The sequence below is a fragment of the Edaphobacter flagellatus genome (assembly GCF_025264665.1).
GTDB classification, from domain to species: domain Bacteria; phylum Acidobacteriota; class Terriglobia; order Terriglobales; family Acidobacteriaceae; genus Edaphobacter; species Edaphobacter flagellatus.
This window is the reverse complement of the sequence record NZ_CP073697.1, coordinates 2,773,818-2,792,018: the sequence shown is the minus strand read 5'-3', so window position 1 is coordinate 2,792,018 and position 18,201 is coordinate 2,773,818. Positions and strand designations below refer to the sequence as shown.

Below are 18,201 nucleotides of genomic sequence, written 5' to 3'. Positions count from 1 at the left end.
CAAGAATTTGCGGTTCAGGTACCCCGCTAAGTCCTTTTTTTGAAATATTTTGCGCAAAACATACCCAGGGGGAGCATAGGAAGTCATGAAGGTTCTGGTCATCGGCGGCGGAGGCCGCGAACACGCTCTCATCTGGGCGCTCCGGCAATCACCACAGGTCACCGAGATCGTCGCCGCCCCCGGCAACGGCGGCATCGCCGCCATCGCCCGCTGCATCCCCGTCGACACCAATAGCCTCCCGGCCATGGCCAACCTCGCCGCCATCGAGCAGCCCGCGCTCACCATCGTCGGCCCCGAGGTTCCCCTCGCGCTCGGACTCGTCGACGAGCTGCAGCGTCTCAACCTCCGCGCCTTCGGCCCCACACAGGCCGCCGCGCAGCTTGAGTCCTCGAAGGCCTTTGCGAAGGACTTCATGCTTCGCCACGACATTCCCACCGCGGCCTACGCCATGTGCACCACGCTCGACGAGGTGCGCGAAGAGCTTCAGCGCTTCACCATGCCCGTCGTCGTGAAGGCCTCAGGACTCGCCGCCGGAAAAGGCGTCGTCATCTGCAACACCCGCCTCGACGCCGAGCGCACCGCCGCCGAGATGTTCTCCGGCGTCCTCCTCGGTACAGAAGAAAGCATCGTCATCCTCGAAGAGTTCCTCACCGGCGAAGAAGTCAGCTTCTTCGCCCTCTGCGACGGCAAGCGCGCCGTACCTATCGCCGCCGCCCAGGACCACAAGCGAGTCGGCGAAGGCGACACCGGCCCCAACACCGGCGGCATGGGAGCCTACTCCACCGATGGCCTCGTCACCCCGGCCATGCGTCAGTGGATCACCGCCAACATCGCACAGAAGACCGTCGACGGCATGGCGTCCGAAGGCAATCCCTTTCAGGGCATCCTCTTCATCGGCCTCATGATGACGCCGCGCGGCCCCCGCGTCCTCGAATTCAACACCCGCTGGGGCGATCCCGAAACCGAAGCCATCGTCCTGCGCCTCGAAAACGACATCCTCGATCTCTTCAACGCCGCCATCGACGGCACCGCCGCCTCGCTCGCCATCCACCTCAAGCCCGGAGCCAGCGCCACCGTCATCGCCGCCTCAGGCGGCTACCCCGGCAAGTACGCCTCCGGCAAAGTCATCAGCGGAGTCGACCCGGCACAGCCTGAGCAGGACGGCGTCCTCATCTTCCACGCCGGAACCGCCATCAAAGACGGCCAGCTCGTCACCGCAGGCGGACGCGTCCTCGCCGTCTCAGCCGCGGCTCCCGATCTGCAGGAAGCGCTCAACAAGATCTACGAGCGCATGAAGACCATCTCGTTCGAAGGCATGCAGTACCGCCGCGACATCGGTCACCGGGCTCTGATCACCTAAGCTGCTCGAGCAGCGGAAGGTTGATGATGAATTCCGTTCCGGGCCGGATCTCCGGCTGCGACTCGAAGGTGAGCGTCCCTCCGGCACGCTCCACCATCTCGCGCGAGATCCAGAGTCCGACGCCGGTTCCTCCATCAATCCGCGTCGTATAAAACGGCTGAAAGATCAATCCACGCGCACGCGCCGAGATTCCCGGACCTTGATCCGCAACGGTGACCTTCGCGAAACCGTCCTCCTGTTTCGCCTGCAGCCTGACCGAACCGCCATCAGGCGTGAACTGCGCCGCATTGATCAGCAGGTTGAACACCACCTGACGCAGTTCGCCCGGCACAGCGCTCACGCGAAGACCATCTTCGATCTCGCATGCAAGACGCGCCTTCTTCGGCAAGGAGATGTTCGCAACAATCGAGCGCAGCAACTCACTCAGATCCATCGCACGCGGCGTCTGCTGGCGACCGCGATACATCTCCAGCGTGCGCTGCACCGTCTCGGCCAGCCGCGAGACCTCGCCCTCAGCATTTTGCAGCAACCCGCGGCCTTCAGGACTCAACGGCTCATCGCGCAGCAGGTAAAGAATCGTGTTCAGCGACTCCAGCGGATTGTTGACCTCGTGCGCAAGGCTGGCCGAAAGCCGCCCCGCAAGAGCAAGCTGTTCGAGCCGCCGTATCTGCTCCTGCTGCAGCCTGCGATCCGTCGTCAGCGTCACCTGATGCGCGACCAGGCGAAACACCTCCAGCTCCTCGGCGCTGAACTCATCGCGCTGCGAGCTGCCGAACGAAAGCGTTCCAATCAGATGCCCCTTCGCAATCAGCGGTTGGCACGAATAACAGCGCACGCCGAAGCGCCGGATCAGCGCCGTCATCGCATCGTCGCGCTCCTGCACCGATGTGATGTGCATCCATTCGCAGCGCTGCGCGACCGTGCCGCAAACCGCCTCGCCGAACTGAAGCGGCATGCCCAGCGCGGCGCGAACCTCTTCGTTGCCGCCCGACGACGCCAGCTCCAGATGCGTTCCGTCAGCCGCGACCAGAAAGTGGAAGTAAACGTCCAGGCGCAGCGGCTCCCGCAGCACCTCGAAGACGCGCTGGCACAAGACATCCGGATCATCGTCCTGCAGCAGATGATGCGCCGTCAGGCTGAGAATCTGCTGATGGTCGAGTTGAAGCCCCGATAGTACTCTGGCAGTGGCATTCAGCGTCGAGGAAGACATAACCGCTCCACGTTTGTCTGATGGCAGTCTATTCCCTGGCGTTCCGCTTGGCTATCTCTATATGCGCTGCCAGTTAGCTACGTGCTCCACCATCTTGCCGAGACCGCGTTAACATGGTGAGCATGACGACACGCCGTGAGTTTCTTCGCCTCTCCGCCGCAGCCGCTGCCGCAGGTTGCACGCTTCGTGTACCCAGCGCATTGGGCGCCACGCGCAACTCTATCGCCTATGGCGTACAGCTCTACATGGTGCGCAAAGAGGCGCCTCAGGACCTCGCGGGTGTACTGAAGCACATCCGCCAGATCGGCTTCACGCAGGTGGAGCTCTATCCCATCGCCTACACGCATCCAGCTGCCGAGCTGCGCAAAATGGTCGAGGATGCCGGCCTCGGTCACGACTCCGCTCACTTCGACTACGACAGCATTCCGGAGAAGATCGGCTACGCCAAGGAGCTTGGACTCAAATACATGGTGTGCAGCATTCTGCCGCAGAAATACTGGGGCACGCCGGGTGGCTTCAAGGCCGCTGCCTACAACCTGAACCAGTGGGGCAAGCTGGTGGACAACGCCGACATGAAGCTCGTCTTTCATAACCACAACTACGAGTTCAAGCGGCTGCCCGATGGCGAGACCGGCTTCGACGTGCTGATGAAGAATACGGACAATGACCTGGTGAAGCTCGAGTTCGACCTCTACTGGCTGACGCAGGCAGGCCAGGACCCTGCGGCCATGATGAAGAAGTACAAAGCCCGCCTAGTGATGATCCACCTGAAGGATCGCGTCGCCGGCTCGCCGGTCAACTACGCGCCGAGCGACGAACAGCACATCATCGAACTGGGCCAGGGCTCGATCGACTGGAAGCCGCTGATCTCGCAGGCCCGCGCACAGGGCGTGAAGCTGGCGCTGCTGGATCAGGACGATACGAAGCTGCCGGTCTTCGAAAGCATGAAGATCGACTTCGACTATCTGAACGGGTTGAAGCTGAGCTAATCGGGAATCGACGTCACTGCTGGATGGTCCTTGGTCGGCGGAGGTGGCAGCGGGGCCAGCTTCTCGTATCCGCGCTGTCCATCCGGGCCAATCGGTCCGGGACCAGGTCCGAGATGCGGTGCATCCACGTTGTCCTCGGCGCAGGAGTACTCGCGCACCTCATCGCCGGGTTTACCGAGTAGCCACGTGCGCTGATAGTGAATCGGCTCGGTGTAAAACTTCGGGTCGGTGACCACCATCTCGACGTGCAGATGCCCGATGTCAGGCCGCGTCCAGCGTTCGACCACGTGTTGCTGGTCGCTGTGCGGATTGCCGTTCTCGTCGGCCCATGTTCTCTTCTCTTTGAAGGCAATGGAGTCGATCACGAACGTATCGCCTTCCCACGAGCCGATCTCTTCGCCGAAGAACGACGGATCGGGATCGTCGGAGTGCTTGCGTCCATCGAACGGAACCAGACGGTAGGTTGTGTACCAATAAAGAAAAACTGCGTGGTCAGCTCCCTGAAGAAGCTGGAACGGCAGTCCGCTGGCGTTGTGACGCGGCAGTCCGCCGACGATGCAGATTGCTTCGGGATCGACCGTGTGCTCGACGTTGTACTTCTGCGCGGCCGCTCCAGCGGCGGTGAAAGGCAGCTTGTAGCCGGGCAGGTCCTTGCCGAGGTTGCCGGTGGGCTTGTCCTTGCGTGAGGGAATCCAGTAGCCCGAAAGGTCGGGATGTTCTCCTAGCCGCGGCGCAGCCCCTTTGGGGAGATCGGCTTCATTACGCGAGAACGGCGAGTTTTCGCGGCCCGTTGTATCGGCTTTTTTCTCCTGCGCAATCAACGAACTGCTCAACAACACGGATACGGAAAGCCATAAAATATGCGCACGCCATTGCAACCGAGTCTTCAAGGAAGACCTCCTTCGAACATGGAACGGAAGAGACGCATACAGCAAAGAAGCCGCACGACTGCGAGACACAGAGATTCACAGCTTTGCTTTGTCTGCGTTGGGATGGAATTTGCGAGAGAGTCAGCTTGAAGATACAGCCAGGCTCACGCGTCGTATCTCGGCAATCAACGAGTACAACAACAGCGTGAACGACACAGCGTGTAGATGCGTGACATGCGCTTACCATAAGGCACATTGCGCGCGTGGTCAAGCGCGATGGCTTGACACGCTGCAGCGCTGCCCTTACAGTTCAACTCATGTCAGGCTTCGCATCGCCGCGTTGTTGTTGCTTCCTCATCAGCCTTTGATGTGGACGGCAACCTTGCGCGCATGAAGCCCTTCATGGAGTAGTCGTACGACGCACTTTCGTGCATCCGGCAACTCCATCGACAAGCTCATCAAGAAGACCCGCCCATGCCTGAGCGGGTCTTTTCATTTTCCGCACAAAATTTCAGCTCTATCGAACAAGAAAGGTCATCCTTCATGAAAGCGAAATTTTCGTTATTTCTTGCAGCGGCGATGACAGCCGCGTCTATCGGCAGCACGCCAGCCTACGCTCACCACTCCTTCGCAGCAGAGTTCGACGGCTCGAAGCCCGTACGCCTCGTCGGCAAGATCACCCGCGTGGAATGGACGAATCCGCACTCCTACTTCTATGTTGACGTCACCGATGCGAATGGCAAAGTCACCAACTGGGGATGCGAAGGTGCCGGCCCGGGAGCATTAAGCCGGCGCGGCTGGAAGAAGGGCGACCTGAAGCTCGGCGACTCGATCGTAGTCGATGGCTATCGTGCCAAGGACGGCTCACACCTTATCGATGCGCGGCGCGTCACCTTTCCCGATGGGCGCACCGTCTACGGAGGCACGCCTGGCGATGGAGGCCCCGGCGACAACGGCACCGATCAAGGCGCTCTGCCGGGTACACCTGCAAAGAAATAAACACGATTGCTCTGGAACGACATGCCTCTGCTTCAACACATCTGCCAGTTACTGTACGACTCGCGCATCGGCACGGCCATTCGCGAGTCTGACAATGCTTTTCCCATCATCGAGTCGGTGCACGTTCTGGGCATCGTTCTGTTGATTGGCACGATTGCTCTGCTCGATCTCCGTATGCTTGGACTTGTGCTGCGACGCATTCCTGTGACGCGCATCGCACGTAGCGTTTTTCCGCTGACATGGTCGGGTTTTGTGGTGATGTTTGTTAGCGGATTTCTACTCTTCTGGGCTGAAGCAGCGAAGAACTATACGAACCCCGCCTTTCGCATCAAGCTCATCCTGCTCGCGCTGGTCGGGCTAAATCCGCTAATCTTTCACACCACCGTCTACCGCCGCGTGCATGAGTGGGAGACGTACGCTGTCTCTCCCTGGCGAGCGCGGGCGGCTGCCATCGCCTCGCTCACGCTGTGGAGCGGCATCATCATCGCAGGCCGTCTCATTGCGTATTTCTAATCCGTAAGGAAAGCTCATGCATTCGTGGTTCGTCGCTCTCGCTCACTCTTCGCTCGGCCAGTTCATGCAGAACTCCAAGTGGGGATTTGCGCTGGTCGAAACCGTCCATCTGATCGCACTGGCCATCCTCGGCGGCTCGGTGCTGATCCTCGATCTGCGTTTGCTGGGCGTATTGTTCAAGCGCGAATCGGCCCCTGCCATCGGGCGAGATCTCGGCAGGCTGCTTCTCGGCAGCCTCGTTCTGCTGATCGTCTCAGGCGTTGCGATGTTGTCGGAGGAGGCGCTGAAGTGCTACTACAATCCGGCCTTTCGGTGGAAGATGGCTTTGCTTGCAGCGGCGGTCGTCTTCTATTTCACGCTGCATCGTCGAGCCGTGATCCGGACAGGAGATGGGCCGCCGACATTCAGTACACGCGCGGCTGCCATCGTCTCACTCGCACTCTGGCTTGGAGTCGGCGTCGCGGGGCGTGCAATAGGCCTGATCTAGCTAAACCGCGGTCGTCGCAGGAAGGATCTCGCTGACATCGACCCACTGCGTCGGGTAGTCGCCGGTATAGCAGGCGGTGCAGAAGTCGCCCGGCGAAAGGCCATCGACTGGCTCGCCCTCGGTGCAGGAGTGCGTCAGCCCGACGAGCGAGAGGTATGCCAGCGAATCGGCTTCGATGAACTTGCATATCTCTTCAATCGACTTGTTCGCCGCAATCAGGTCCTTCTTCGAGGGCGTATCGACGCCGTAGAAGCAGGGCGAGATAGTCGGCGGACACGAGATGCGCATGTGCACCTCTTTGGCTCCCGCAGCGCGCACCATGCGCACGATCTTGCGCGAAGTGGTTCCGCGAATAATGGAGTCGTCGATCAGGATGACGCGCTTGCCTTCCAGCAGAGAGCGTACGGGGTTCAACTTCATGCGCACGCCGAAGTCGCGCACGCGTTGCTCGGGCTGGATGAAGGTGCGACCTACATAGTGGTTGCGGATGAGGCCGAAGTTGAACGGAATGCCCGATTCGGCAGCGTAGCCAAGCGCGGCGGTAACGCCGGAGTCCGGCACCGGAACGACGAGGTCGGCGGGAACGCCGGATTCGCGTGCAAGCTGGCGTCCCATCTCATCACGGCTCTTCTGCACCCAGCGACCGAAGATGCGTGAGTCGGGCCGCGCGAAGTAGACGTGCTCGAAGACGCAGCTTGCTTTAGGCACGGCAGTTTTCGCGAAGTGGCGCGAGGTGACGCCGTCTTCCGAGACCATGACCAGTTCGCCGGGCTCGACGTCGCGTTCGTACTTGGCATGCAGCAGATCGAAGGCACAGGTCTCCGACGCAAAGACGAAGGTGTCGGGCGCGCCGTTCTCGCCCTTGATGCGGCCCATCGAGAGCGGGCGCAGGCCGTGCGGATCGCGTGCGGCGAAGATGCGGTTCCGCGTCATCATCACGATGGAGAAGGCTCCCTCGACCTGCGAGAGCGAGTCGGCGATGCAGTCGACCAGCGTCGAGGCCTTCGAGTGCGCGATGAGCTGAATGATGATCTCGGAGTCGGACGTCGTCTGGAAGACCGCGCCGTCCCGCTCGAGGCGCTCTTTGGAGTTGCCGAGATTGACGAGGTTGCCGTTGTGCGCGATGGCGATGAGGCCACGTGTCGATTCGACCGAGATGGGCTGCGCATTCAGCAACGCAGAGTCACCCGTCGTCGAGTAGCGCGTGTGCCCGATGGCTATATGGCCGGGCAGCTTCTGCAGCACGTCGTCGGTAAAGATCTCCGAGACCAGGCCCATGCCCTTCATGTCGTTCACGTTCTGGCCGTCGGCAGTCGCGATGCCCGCCGACTCCTGCCCACGATGCTGCAGAGAGTAGAGGCCCCAGTAGGTCATGCGCGCGGCTTCAGCATGGTTGTAGACAGCCATCACGCCGCACTCTTCGCGCAGCTTGTCGAAGGGGGTGGCATCGTCCTGCATATCGTCGATCATTGGGTCGTTCTCGAGTGCGGTGAGTTCGTTGTTCATGCCGTCACCAACTCTTCTGCAATCTGCGCTTCAAGGGCGCCTGAGTAAGCAGCCTGAAGTTCTCGCACAGAGCAGCTAATATCTGCATCCCGATCCAGCCCATCGTGGGAGGGCGATTTAAGAGTTGTAGTCCCATTGTCGAGATGAAAGATACCTTCGGCGGTCTCGCCGAGTTCAAAAACGAAGCCAACTTTAAGGCTTTTTGCCATCTTTATGATCTTTTCGACGTTTGCTTTCGAACACGTGACCACAACTCGTGACGCGGATTCGCTGAAGAAGCTGCACGCTGTGGGAGCGTCTGCATGCCTGAACGTAGACGCCTGCACTCCGATACCGTGCTGTGTTGCTGCCTTAGCGAGAGTCACAGCTAACCCACCGTCCGAAACATCGGACGCAGAGGTGACGAGCTGTTCGGCACTTAGTTTGTTAAGCAAGCGATTCAGCTTCGATTCACTCTCGATCCATAATTGCGGTGGAGCTCCCCATATCTCGTTGAGCACGACCTTCGCGAATGCGCTGGAGCCAAGCTGAGTAACTCCATCGAACGGACCTGATGTCTCACCCAGAAGGAGAACGGCTTCGCCTACAGACTGGAATCCACTCGGCACAGCCTTCGTCACATCATCGATGATGCCGACGATCCCAACCACTGGAGTCGGATAAATCCCAACGCCCTTCGTCTCGTTGTAGAGAGAAACATTGCCACCTGTAATCGGTGTCCCCAACGCTGTACAAGCCTCGGCGATTCCATCGATCGCCGCCGACAACTGCGCCATGATCTCCGGCTTTTCGGGGTTGCCGAAGTTCAAACAGTTGGTGGCGGAGACGGGAGTTGCGCCGGTACAGGCGACCTTGCGGGCGGCCTCGGCTACGGCGTGCATCGCGCCCAGTTTCGGGTCGAGATAACACCAGCGTCCGTTGCCTGCGAGCGCCATAGCGAGACCGCGCTCGCGTGGAGCGTGCTTCTGCTCGCGATCTTCGGTCACGGAGAGTGACGTGCCCTTCGTGCCGGTGCCCTTGATGCGCATGACGCCGGCCTCGCCGCCGGGACCCTGCACGGTGTTCGTTTGAACCATGCTGTCGTACTGTTCGTACACCCAGCGCTTGTCGCAGATGTTCGCCGAGGCCAGCAGCTTCTTGAGGTCCGCGGTATAGTCGCGTGGCTTTTTGAGCTCTTCGAGGATGTGCGCCGGAGGATCGAGCGGGACGGGAGCCTTCCATGTGCCGACAGGCCGGTGATAGACGGGCGCGTCGTCGGTCAACGACTCGTTGGGGATGTCGGCCATCAGGATGCCGCCCTGCGTGATGCGCATGCGCGGCTCGGCGGTGACCTCGCCGACGATGGAGGCGTCGAGGCCCCACTTCGAGAAGACGTCGAGCACTTCAACAGCGCGGTTCTTGTCGGCGACCAGCAGCATCCTCTCCTGCGATTCGGAGAGCATGATCTCGTAGCTGGTCATGCCGGTCTCGCGCTGCGGTACACGGTCGAGCTCGACGGTGAGGCCGAGGCCGCCGCGCGCGCCCATCTCGCAGGTGGAGCAGGTGAGGCCCGCCGCGCCCATGTCCTGAATGCCGAGCACAGCGCCGGTGGCCATCGCTTCGAGGCAGGCCTCGAGCAGCAGCTTCTCCATGAAGGGATCGCCCATCTGCACGTTGGGGCGCTTCTGCTCCGAACCCTCGGTGAACTCTTCGCTGGCCATCGTCGCGCCGTGGATGCCGTCGCGGCCCGTCTTCGCACCGACGTAGATCACCGGGTTGCCGACGCCGACGGCCTTGGCGTAAAAGATCTCGTCCTTTTTTACGAGGCCGAGCGCGAAGGCGTTGACCAGCGGATTGCCGGAGTAGCAGGGCTCGAAGCGTGTCTCGCCGCCGAGGTTGGGCACGCCGAAGCAGTTGCCGTAGCCCGCGATGCCGTGCACGACGCCGGTGACGACCTGGTGATTCTTCGCACGCAGTGCCTCGTCCGGCTCCGATTCATCGAGCGGGCCGAAACGGAGCGAGTCCATCACAGCCAGCGGGCGGGCGTTCATGGTGAAGATGTCGCGCAGGATGCCGCCGACGCCGGTGGCCGCGCCCTGATACGGCTCGATGTAGCTGGGGTGGTTGTGCGACTCGATCTTGAAGGCGCAGGCCCAGCCGTCGCCGACGTCGATGATGCCCGCGTTCTCGCCGGGGCCCTGCACGACGGAGCCGGGGCCGGAGGTGCGGTCGCCCTTGGTGGGCAGGCGCTTCAGGTGCACGCGCGAAGATTTATAGGAGCAGTGCTCCGACCACATGACCGAAAAAATCCCCAGCTCAGTCAGGCTGGGGGTACGGCCCAGGGCCGCTTCGATACGCTTGTACTCGTCGGGAGTGATGCTGTGGGTCTTCAGCAGCTCCGGAGTGATGGTTACAGGGGCCGGGATCGCAGAGATATGGGTCGTAACGGGCTGTTCGGCTGGCAATTTGGACATGGCTCGCTATAGATATTGTCGCACGTTGCGGCGGGTGCCTGAGACCGTGCGTAAGTGCCTATCCAATGCGCTGGCTAATGCCGGTCCAGGGCCGCCCGATCCCACTTGGCCGCATCGGCGGCCGCTGCATAAGCGCTCTCCATAAACTCCAGCAGAGCGCTTTCCGGCGAGGGCTGTACGCGCATATCGTCGTACCTGAAGATGAACTCTCCCAAGGTCTTATCCCACTTTGCCACTGCGGGGGAGACAATTTTTTCGGCAAGACCCTCGGGCACGGGAGCGGCATAGCAGTAGAACGAGGCCGCGCCGTATCCTCCGTTGCCGGGCCAGAAACCGGCGGAGATCACCTCGTGCGAGTAGGCTTCGCGCTGAATGGAGTCGGCGCCGGGACGGGGAGGCGCCGCGCGGCCTGAAAAGCGCGTCATCGCCAGATCGAAGGAGCCCCAGTAGAAGTTAATCGGGCTGACCTTGCCGAGAAAATCCGTCGTCCATGCCCGAAACACCTTCTGCGTACCGGCCAGCACCTGCCAGAAGCGGTGCGCGTACTCAGCATCATAGGCATTGTGTTGGGTGTCCTGATCGAAGCGGATGGGATCGGCCACTTCGCAAGGGAGCGTCCAGATCTTTACCCGGACGCCAAGTGCATCGAGACGGCGCATGTACTCGCGGTAGAAGTCGGCCACGGAGCGCGGCTTCAGCTCCAGCGATTCGTTCCTGCCCGTGCCGCAGCGCATGTGCAGCACGTGGTCGATAAAGTCGAACTCGATGTCGAGCACATCGTCGCCGTAAGCCATCGACGGCGTGCCGAGACCGCGTGCCGTCACCCGCAGGGCCACGTTCCACCAGTGATTCTGCAGCGGCGTAAGCGCCAGGCGGGTCTTGCCAACGACCTGCGTCCACATATGCAGCGTTTCGGCGGTCTTCGACCACGCGCTCCACGGTAGCTCAGGCCATACGATCTTGTCTTCGGCAGCATCGCTCATCTGCGCCCTCCGTTTCTCGTCAGAGGCAGAATCATACATTCGCCGTGTTGCTACTGCCTAAACGCCGGTGCTGCCGAAGCCTCCGGCGCCGCGTGCGGCTTCGCCCAGCTCGGCAACCTCGACAAACTCTGCCTCGATGCGGCGCACGATTCGGAGCTGCGCGATGCGGTCGCCAACCTTGACCTCGACCGGGTTCGCACTCAGATTCGTGACCACGACACGAATCTCGCCACGATAGCCGGGATCGATCACACCGGCCAACGTTGTAATCCCTTTCACTGCCAGCCCCGAACGGTCCTCAACCAGCGCGCCGTGCGTCGAGGGGAACTCCATCGCCACACCGGTCGGCACCAGCACGGGGGCTCCCGGCGCGATCGTCAGCGCCTCGGCAGCGTAGAGGTCCGCCGCCAGATCGCCGTACTCGCCTACATGGGCATACCGCGGCAGTTGCGCCTGCGGCAGCAGCTTCTTCACACCAATGCGTACTTCGCTCAAAACTCTCTCCTTATGGAAGGGATACCACTTCGATGATGACAGAGAACGACGGTTGACGCGGTGCAATCCCCATTAGAATCCCGAGTCGATAGAATCAGGATGTGAAGCTCAACCGCCTGTGCACGTGGATGAAGGCTGAAGATACGCACGACCCCGGATTCTCCCATCTGCGCTGGCGTCTCTTTTGGGTGGCATTCCTCGTTCGCGTGCTGTACATCGTGGTGGCACGCACCTATCACGTGCGCATCGCCAACGATCACTTCCAGTTTGCGTGGGAGGTAGGACGCATCGCCCGCGCGCTGGCCATAGGCTACGGCTTTGCCGATCCCTTCGCCGGACACACGGGACCGACTTCGTGGTCCCCGCCCATCTATCCTCTGCTGCTTGCAGGCATCTTCAAGATCTTCGGCGTCTACACGGCAGCGTCCGCCTTTGTCATTCTTGTCATCAACAGCTTCTTCTCGGCAGCAATTGCTCCGGCGGTACATGAGATTGCCGACCGCTGCTACGACGCTGGAGGCTACTCGCGCCGCGTTGCGTTATGGTCGGGCTGGCTGTGGGCGCTCTACCCGGCCGCAATGCAGTATGCCGTGCGTTGGATATGGGAGATGTCGCTGACGACATGCGCGTTTGCATGGATACTCGTCATCGCTCTGCGCAGCCGTGAGATCGGAGCCCGGGATGCTTCGACTACGCACAACAGCACTGCGTTGTGGAGCTGTTTCGGGCTTCTGTGGGGCGTCATCGCACTCTCGAATCCGTCGCTCATTCTTGCTCTGCCGATCACGGCGCTCTGGATGCTGATGGGATCGCGCAGCGTCGCTGCGTTACAGAAATCCTTCTCGCGAGCGATGCTGGCCGCGGCATTCTTTCTCTGCTGCCTGGCGCCATGGGTCTACCGTAACTGGCAGGTCTTTCATGCCTTCATTCCGACACGCGGCAACCTGGGCGCAGAGCTCTACCAGTCCGTGTTGCCATCGAACGATGGTTTCCCCTGGGGGACGACGGTCCCTGCCGAAACAGCTTCACCGGAACTGGAACTCTACCGGCGCATGGGCGAGCTGGCCTACGTGCGCGAGCGTGGCGCGGAGGCTAACGCCATGATCGCTGCCAACAGATCGCGTTTTGCAGGCTATGCCTTCAAGCGTGTCTACTTCTTCTGGTTCGGTGTACCGAAGCCGGACCTGAGCATGGTGGTAGAAGCCGCACGCCGATTGAACTACAGCTTCATCTCGCTGGCTGGACTGATGGGACTTGGGCTCTCACTTCTGCGGCGTGTGCCTGCGAGTGGCCTTTTCGCCTGCATCTTTCTTGCGCTGCCAATCCCCTATTACCTTCTTACGGTGCAGGCACGGTTTCGTCATCCGCTTGAACCATTGCTGACGATCTTTATCGTCTTCCTGTTTCAATCGACGCAACGCAGATCGCAATCTGCACTGAGAACGCTATGAATCCATCAAAGAACATCCTCGTTACCGGCGGCTCCGGCTTCTTCGGCGGCGTGCTGAAGCGGCGTCTGCTGGCCGAGGGCCACCCTGTCACCAATATCGATCTGGTCGCCGACACGGACACGCACCCCGCGCTTACCAGCATCCAGGGCGATATACGTAACGCTGCGCTGCTCGATTCCATCTTCACGAAGGGCAGCTTCAGCGCGGTCCAGCACTGCGCTGCGCTGCTGGCGCACGACACAGTCAACGACAACGACCTGTGGACCTCGAACGTCGATGGCACACGCAACCTTGCCGAGGCATGCCGCACGCATGACGTTCGCCAGCTGATCTTTACCTCGACGAACTGCCTGTGGGCGTCGAATCTGGGTCATGAGGTACGCGAAGATGAGCCGCCGAATCCGGTTGAGCTCTATGGACGCTCGAAGCTGGCTGCCGAGCAGGCGCTGAAGCCTTACGAGGTAGACCTGAATATCATCACCATCCGCTGCCCGACCATCATCGACTCCGGCCGGCTCGGCCTGCTCGCCATCCTCTTCGAGTTCATCGACGACGGCAAAAAAGTGTGGGTCGTCGGCACAGGCGGCAATCGCTACCAGTTCATCTATGCGCAGGATCTGGCTACAGCCTGCATCCAGGCGATGGAGTATCCGCACTCGGACCTCTTTCACATCGGGTCGGAGAACGTCTGCTCGCTGCGCGAGGTTTATGAAGCTGTCATTCGCGACGCAGGCACGAAGGCGCGCGTGGCGCAGCTGCCGAAAGCTCCCACCATCGCCGCGATGAAACTTGCGCACAAGCTTGGCATCTCGCCGCTGGGGCCGTATCACTATCGCATGATTGCCGAAGACTTCATCTTCGATACGACGCGCATCCGCGAACGGCTGGGCTGGCGGCCCACCGTCACCAACCAGCAGATGATGACCGAGGCCTACCGCTACTATTCCTCGCAACGAAAGCAGATTCACGCGCGCAAAGACGTCTCCGCACACTCGAAACCCGCGGAGATGGGCGTGATCCGGCTGCTGAAGTGGCTCTCTTAGCGAGCGCGCCGAATCGTGCCCAGCTCGACCTGCATCCCACGTGCGATTGGTGTGTATTCCATGCCTGGCGGGATTCTGCTTACAAGACTCTTCTCTAAAAGAATCACTCGCGGCTGCTCCATCACTGCGGCGTCGAGCATCGTTGGATTGAAGTCGTACTTATCGCGGACAGCGTCTGCAGGCAGTGGCTGGAGTTGCACCTGCTGCACCGGCCTGTGCGTATAAAAGAGGGCAGTCGCGATAGAGCGCGGCTGGCTCTCGCGCCACACCAGTACCGGGCCTTCCGGCTGTGGCGTACGGAAGGCGTCGCGGAGCAGCACGAGTGATTCCTTCTCCTCATGGGTGATGCGTCCGTTCACCCACTCCGAATGGAGATGCTTACGCGGCGTTGCGGTGAGCAGTGCGCCGATTCCCCATGCTGCCATTGCCACGAGACCGACCCGCAGCCAGAAGCCTTGCGGCGTCCACGGATGTCTGCCGGCAAACTGGCGCAGCCAGTCTGCCCAATAGACAGCGCTGACCAATGCAAGCGCCGGGTACGCAGGGGCGATGTAGTGCGGCAGGCGCGTCTGCACGATCGAGAAGAAGACGATCTCAACGAGAGCGAAGATCGCCCACGGCCGCAGCTCGACTCGCTTGAAAGCCTGTGCGATGGCCCCGGGGAACAACAATACCCAGGGCGAAGCAGAGACGAGAATCACCCACAGATAAAACCACCAGTGCGTGATGTGTCCTTCGATCTGCTCGGTTGCGCGGGTCAGTGTATGGAAACCGAGGTATGCAGAGACAAATGCGTTGCCGAACCGGTGCCATATCGCCAGGTGCCACGGCACGACGGCTGCGAGAAATCCGGCCACCCCGAGCCAAAACTGGTGCCATATCGCCAGGTGCCACGGCACGACGGCTGCGAGAAATCCGGCCACCCCGAGCCAAAACTCTGTGCGGAAGTACGAGCGTCCCCAGCGTCCAACTGCAACGACGAGAATCCCGGTCAACGCCACGGTGATGCTGGCTGTGCTTTTCGTCATCAGCGCTGCAGCAAGCCCGCCCCAGAACCAGTACCAGCCCTGCCCCCGGTGGTCTGCAACGTCAGCCAGTCCGCGCACCGCCGCGACGCATCCGAGCGAGAGCAGAACATCCACCTCGCCCACGCGCGCAACATGCAGAAAGCCGAAGGTCGTGAGCAGGAGCAAGGTGCTGAGCCACGCGGCCAACCGGTCACCGCGCCGCACCAGCCAGCCATGCAGCAGGCCGACGATGGCGACGCCGGAAAGTGCCGACCCGGCCCGCGCCCAGAATTCGTTGACTCCAAACAGCTTGAAGAAGCTGGCTGTTATCCAGAACATCAGCGGAGGCTTCTCAAACCATGGCTGGAAATTCCATTGCGGCACCAACCAGCTCCGCCCCTGCATCTCGCGGGCGATCTCGGCGTAGATGCCTTCGTCCCAGTCAGTTAGCAGCTTGTGACCCAATAGCGACAGCAGGACCGCCGAGGCGAGCAGGACCGCCAACAGGGTCGAGACGGCGCATTGGGCACTGTGCAGCCGGGCCCTCGGTTCGGAACTGCTCTGAAGATTGCCCATCAAGCGATAGATTCTAAATGTCTCCAACAAAATGGAGGCGATAGTTGTATAATAAAGAGGATCGTCGAATCTGACGTGGTTCTTGCTAGTTCTGGCTGCACCGCTCTACTCGCAAACAACACCACACTGCGTTCAGCGGTACATCAAAATTGCAGCAAAGGAATAAGCAAATGGAACAGGGAACAGTAAAGTGGTTTAACGATGCAAAGGGTTTTGGCTTTCTGAGCCGTGAAGGCGGCGAGGACGTTTTCGTCCACTTCTCCGCGATCCAGTCGAACGGCTTCCGTTCACTTCAGGAAGGTCAGGCTGTGCAGTTCAACGTGGTCAAGGGACCCAAGGGTTGGCAGGCTGAGAACGTTCAGGTTCTCTAAGCTTCAAGGCTTATAGAAACGGCAGAGGGCGGCCCGATGGGTCGCCCTTTTTGTTTTTCGGCGAGTCGTCTCTTGCGCGCCGCGCGAACTCGCTTTCAACCATCAAAGGAATAATATGCCTACACTTCCATCCGGAAAATATCAGCTGAAATCGCTTCACGAAGAGATCGCACTGGTCGACCGCAAGCTCGCCCACGCGCAGAGCTTTGAGATCTTCTCCGACGAGGACCAGCGCAACACCGCAGTGGCCAAGCTAACCTCAAAGCGCAGCCTGCTTCTCCGCAAGGCGCAGCAAATGATCGACGAGGGCATCGAGTTCAACCCGAGCGAACGTCCGAAGTCCCTGCGCCCTGAAGGTGAGGTCGTCGTTGCCGAGAAAGCAATTCCTGTTGCGGTTGCTGCGATCTCCGTCGAGGAGACGACCGTCGCAGCGCCGGAAGAGGTTCTCTCCTCCTTCGCTGGCACCTCACTCGACTACAAAACTGATCTTGACGCCTATAAACTGCGCTCGAAGAGCAAGACTGCCCACGTCTAGATTACGATCCGCCGCAGTGCTTCGATCACATTCCGATAACTGTGCCCGCTCGCATCCATGCCGATGTGAGCGGCACAAGCAACAAGATATTGGGTTATCTCCTCATCGCTGGCCTTCGACGTCAACAACTCGAACATGCGTCCGATGTAGGCGTCATATTCATCTCGAGGCCACGTTGGATCATCCATTACGCAGATAGGGTCCCAAATCTCAACGAAGACTCGGCGTATCTCACATCGCACGCGGCGCGACTCTTCCTTCAGCATGATGGGATAGCGGCTCTTTAGGCCAGCCCGGTTGACTCCGCCTGCTCCTGCGCGTGGTAGCTGGAGCGCACGAGCGGGCCGGACTCCACGTGCTTGAAGCCCATCGCCAGCGCCTCGTGCTTGAGGAAGGCAAACTCCTCCGGCGTGTAATAGCGGGCCATCGGCAGGTGGTCGCGCGAGGGACGCAGATACTGGCCGATCGTGAGGATGTCGACCCTGCGGTCGGCGAGGTCGCGGAAGACCTGGAGCAGTTCGTGCATCTCCTCGCCCAGGCCGACGATGATGCCGGTCTTGGTGACGATCTGGTCGCCCTCGCGATCGTTGAACATCTCCGCCGCGATCTCCTTGGCGTGCTTGAGAAAGTGCAGCGACTTCTCGTAACGGCCGCCAGACTTGGCCACGCGGTAGAGGCGCGGCACCGTCTCGATATTGTGGTTCAGAATCTCAGGCCGCACAGCGACGACCATCCGCAGCGATTCTTCGTTGCCCTGAAAGTCGGGCGTCAGAATCTCAACGCGGCATCCCGGAGCCTGTGCGCGAATCTCTTCGACAACGTTGACGAACGCCTGCGCAGCGCCGATGTTGTCGTCATCGCGGTTCACGCTCGTGATGACAGCATGATTCAGCCCAAGCTGGGCGACGGCATAGGCGACCCGGCGCGGCTCGTCCATATCAATCGGTTCCGGCTTGCCCTTCGGCACGGCGCAGAATCCGCACCGGCGCGTGCACAGGTTGCCGAGCATCATGAAGGTTGCGGCCTTCTGGTTCCAGCACTCACCGATGTTGGGGCACTGTGCGCTCTCGCACACCGTGTGCAGCTTCAGCTCGCGGGCCATCTTCTTCAGATTGTGAAAGGTCTCGCCCATCGGAGCCTTCGCCTTCAGCCACACTGGCTTTGGCTGCGGCTTCTTCGGCGAAAGATCAATCTGGACAAGCTCGACCGTAGGCGTCATCTCTATGATTGTATCCGGCAGGCGGCGAAAACTTCCAACAGCGACAAGCGGGCAGGCTGGCGATTTTTACTCGTCAAACAGATTTATTGCTGATAGAAGTTTAAGGGTCTTTGTTCGCCGTCATAGAGCCGAACA

Annotated in this window: 18 protein-coding genes; 9 read left to right on the top strand and 9 right to left on the bottom strand. The window is 60.6% G+C overall.

Going from position 1 to position 18,201, the window contains the following annotated elements; all coding sequences use genetic code 11:
• Positions 1-85 precede the first annotated feature (85 nt).
• Positions 86-1,360: a phosphoribosylamine--glycine ligase gene (purD, locus tag KFE13_RS11675; protein WP_260703300.1), complete on the top strand. Its 1,275-nt coding sequence runs from the start codon at positions 86-88 to the stop codon at positions 1,358-1,360.
• Here purD and KFE13_RS11670 read toward each other — a convergent pair.
• On the bottom strand, positions 1,353-2,570 hold the full coding sequence (locus KFE13_RS11670) for a sensor histidine kinase (RefSeq protein ID WP_260703299.1): 1,218 nt from the start codon (positions 2,568-2,570) through the stop codon (positions 1,353-1,355). The genes purD and KFE13_RS11670 overlap by 8 nt on opposite strands.
• A 122-nt stretch (positions 2,571-2,692) precedes the next feature.
• Between KFE13_RS11670 and KFE13_RS11665 the strand changes: the two genes are divergently transcribed.
• Positions 2,693-3,559, top strand: coding sequence for a sugar phosphate isomerase/epimerase family protein (locus tag KFE13_RS11665; protein ID WP_260703298.1), 867 nt, complete (start codon positions 2,693-2,695; stop codon positions 3,557-3,559).
• Here the strand turns inward: KFE13_RS11665 and KFE13_RS11660 are convergent.
• Entirely contained in the window at positions 3,556-4,449 is an 894-nt protein-coding gene (locus tag KFE13_RS11660; RefSeq protein WP_260703297.1) for a hypothetical protein, read from the bottom strand. The genes KFE13_RS11665 and KFE13_RS11660 overlap by 4 nt on opposite strands.
• A 522-nt stretch (positions 4,450-4,971) precedes the next feature.
• Between KFE13_RS11660 and KFE13_RS11655 the strand changes: the two genes are divergently transcribed.
• The 3 genes from KFE13_RS11655 to KFE13_RS11645 are packed head-to-tail and all read left to right on the top strand — an operon-like array spanning position 4,972 to position 6,427.
• Entirely contained in the window at positions 4,972-5,427 is a 456-nt protein-coding gene (locus KFE13_RS11655; protein WP_260703296.1) for a DUF6152 family protein, read from the top strand.
• Between the two features lie 21 nt (positions 5,428-5,448).
• Entirely contained in the window at positions 5,449-5,940 is a 492-nt protein-coding gene (locus tag KFE13_RS11650) for a DUF6644 family protein (RefSeq protein ID WP_260703295.1), read from the top strand.
• 16 nt (positions 5,941-5,956) lie between these two features.
• A complete protein-coding gene (locus KFE13_RS11645) occupies positions 5,957-6,427 on the top strand; it encodes a DUF6644 family protein (protein ID WP_260703294.1) in 471 nt (156 codons plus the stop codon).
• Here KFE13_RS11645 and purF read toward each other — a convergent pair whose 3' ends face one another.
• From purF to dut, 4 genes are all read right to left on the bottom strand, one after another.
• Positions 6,428-7,897 (bottom strand): amidophosphoribosyltransferase, encoded by a 1,470-nt coding sequence (gene purF / locus KFE13_RS11640; protein WP_260706944.1) that lies wholly within the window; start codon positions 7,895-7,897, stop codon positions 6,428-6,430. It lies immediately after the preceding gene.
• A gap of 32 nt (positions 7,898-7,929) precedes the next feature.
• Positions 7,930-10,386 (bottom strand): phosphoribosylformylglycinamidine synthase subunit PurL, encoded by a 2,457-nt coding sequence (gene purL / locus KFE13_RS11635; protein ID WP_260703293.1) that lies wholly within the window; start codon positions 10,384-10,386, stop codon positions 7,930-7,932.
• A gap of 74 nt (positions 10,387-10,460) precedes the next feature.
• On the bottom strand, positions 10,461-11,369 hold the full coding sequence (locus KFE13_RS11630) for a DUF5996 family protein (RefSeq protein ID WP_260703292.1): 909 nt from the start codon (positions 11,367-11,369) through the stop codon (positions 10,461-10,463).
• A 57-nt stretch (positions 11,370-11,426) separates the two neighbouring features.
• Positions 11,427-11,864: a dUTP diphosphatase gene (gene dut, locus KFE13_RS11625; protein WP_260703291.1), complete on the bottom strand. Its 438-nt coding sequence runs from the start codon at positions 11,862-11,864 to the stop codon at positions 11,427-11,429.
• Positions 11,865-11,965: 101 nt separating this feature from the next.
• On the opposite strand from dut, the gene KFE13_RS11620 reads away from it, so the two are divergent.
• Together KFE13_RS11620 and KFE13_RS11615 are read left to right on the top strand one after the other, a co-directional pair.
• On the top strand, positions 11,966-13,315 hold the full coding sequence (locus KFE13_RS11620; RefSeq protein WP_260703290.1) for a hypothetical protein: 1,350 nt from the start codon (positions 11,966-11,968) through the stop codon (positions 13,313-13,315).
• Positions 13,312-14,358: an NAD-dependent epimerase/dehydratase family protein gene (locus KFE13_RS11615; protein ID WP_260703289.1), complete on the top strand. Its 1,047-nt coding sequence runs from the start codon at positions 13,312-13,314 to the stop codon at positions 14,356-14,358. The genes KFE13_RS11620 and KFE13_RS11615 overlap by 4 nt, the downstream gene beginning before the upstream one ends.
• Here KFE13_RS11615 and KFE13_RS11610 read toward each other — a convergent pair.
• On the bottom strand, positions 14,355-15,941 hold the full coding sequence (locus KFE13_RS11610; RefSeq protein WP_260703288.1) for an ArnT family glycosyltransferase: 1,587 nt from the start codon (positions 15,939-15,941) through the stop codon (positions 14,355-14,357). The genes KFE13_RS11615 and KFE13_RS11610 overlap by 4 nt on opposite strands.
• A 170-nt stretch (positions 15,942-16,111) precedes the next feature.
• Between KFE13_RS11610 and KFE13_RS11605 the strand changes: the two genes are divergently transcribed.
• On the top strand, positions 16,112-16,312 hold the full coding sequence (locus KFE13_RS11605; RefSeq protein WP_186694086.1) for a cold-shock protein: 201 nt from the start codon (positions 16,112-16,114) through the stop codon (positions 16,310-16,312).
• Positions 16,313-16,427: 115 nt separating this feature from the next.
• Positions 16,428-16,847, top strand: a complete 420-nt coding sequence (locus tag KFE13_RS11600) for a hypothetical protein (RefSeq protein ID WP_260703287.1) — start codon at positions 16,428-16,430, stop codon at positions 16,845-16,847.
• Here KFE13_RS11600 and KFE13_RS11595 read toward each other — a convergent pair.
• Entirely contained in the window at positions 16,844-17,113 is a 270-nt protein-coding gene (locus KFE13_RS11595; RefSeq protein ID WP_260703286.1) for a hypothetical protein, read from the bottom strand. The two genes, KFE13_RS11600 and KFE13_RS11595, sit on opposite strands and share 4 nt — an antisense overlap.
• A 17-nt stretch (positions 17,114-17,130) precedes the next feature.
• Positions 17,131-18,066 carry a lipoyl synthase gene (gene lipA, locus KFE13_RS11590; protein WP_260703285.1) on the bottom strand — a complete coding sequence of 312 codons (936 nt, stop codon included), beginning with the start codon at positions 18,064-18,066 and terminating at the stop codon, positions 17,131-17,133.
• Between the last annotated feature and the right edge of the window lie 135 nt (positions 18,067-18,201).

Bases quoted from the DNA above. Each gene is read 5' to 3' on its own strand.
- KFE13_RS11670 (WP_260703299.1), bottom strand. From the start codon at position 2,570: ATGTCTTCCTCGACGCTGAATGCCACTGCCAGAGTACTATCGGGGCTT.
- KFE13_RS11615 (WP_260703289.1), top strand. From the start codon at position 13,312: ATGAATCCATCAAAGAACATCCTCGTTACCGGCGGCTCCGGCTTCTTC.
- KFE13_RS11610 (WP_260703288.1), bottom strand. From the start codon at position 15,941: ATGGGCAATCTTCAGAGCAGTTCCGAACCGAGGGCCCGGCTGCACAGT.
- lipA (WP_260703285.1), bottom strand. From the start codon at position 18,066: ATGACGCCTACGGTCGAGCTTGTCCAGATTGATCTTTCGCCGAAGAAG.
- KFE13_RS11630 (WP_260703292.1), bottom strand. From the start codon at position 11,369: ATGAGCGATGCTGCCGAAGACAAGATCGTATGGCCTGAGCTACCGTGG.
- KFE13_RS11650 (WP_260703295.1), top strand. From the start codon at position 5,449: ATGCCTCTGCTTCAACACATCTGCCAGTTACTGTACGACTCGCGCATC.
- KFE13_RS11645 (WP_260703294.1), top strand. From the start codon at position 5,957: ATGCATTCGTGGTTCGTCGCTCTCGCTCACTCTTCGCTCGGCCAGTTC.
- KFE13_RS11665 (WP_260703298.1), top strand. From the start codon at position 2,693: ATGACGACACGCCGTGAGTTTCTTCGCCTCTCCGCCGCAGCCGCTGCC.
- KFE13_RS11595 (WP_260703286.1), bottom strand. From the start codon at position 17,113: ATGCTGAAGGAAGAGTCGCGCCGCGTGCGATGTGAGATACGCCGAGTC.
- purD (WP_260703300.1), top strand. From the start codon at position 86: ATGAAGGTTCTGGTCATCGGCGGCGGAGGCCGCGAACACGCTCTCATC.
- KFE13_RS11655 (WP_260703296.1), top strand. From the start codon at position 4,972: ATGAAAGCGAAATTTTCGTTATTTCTTGCAGCGGCGATGACAGCCGCG.
- KFE13_RS11605 (WP_186694086.1), top strand. From the start codon at position 16,112: ATGGAACAGGGAACAGTAAAGTGGTTTAACGATGCAAAGGGTTTTGGC.
- purL (WP_260703293.1), bottom strand. From the start codon at position 10,386: ATGTCCAAATTGCCAGCCGAACAGCCCGTTACGACCCATATCTCTGCG.
- KFE13_RS11600 (WP_260703287.1), top strand. From the start codon at position 16,428: ATGCCTACACTTCCATCCGGAAAATATCAGCTGAAATCGCTTCACGAA.
- purF (WP_260706944.1), bottom strand. From the start codon at position 7,897: ATGATCGACGATATGCAGGACGATGCCACCCCCTTCGACAAGCTGCGC.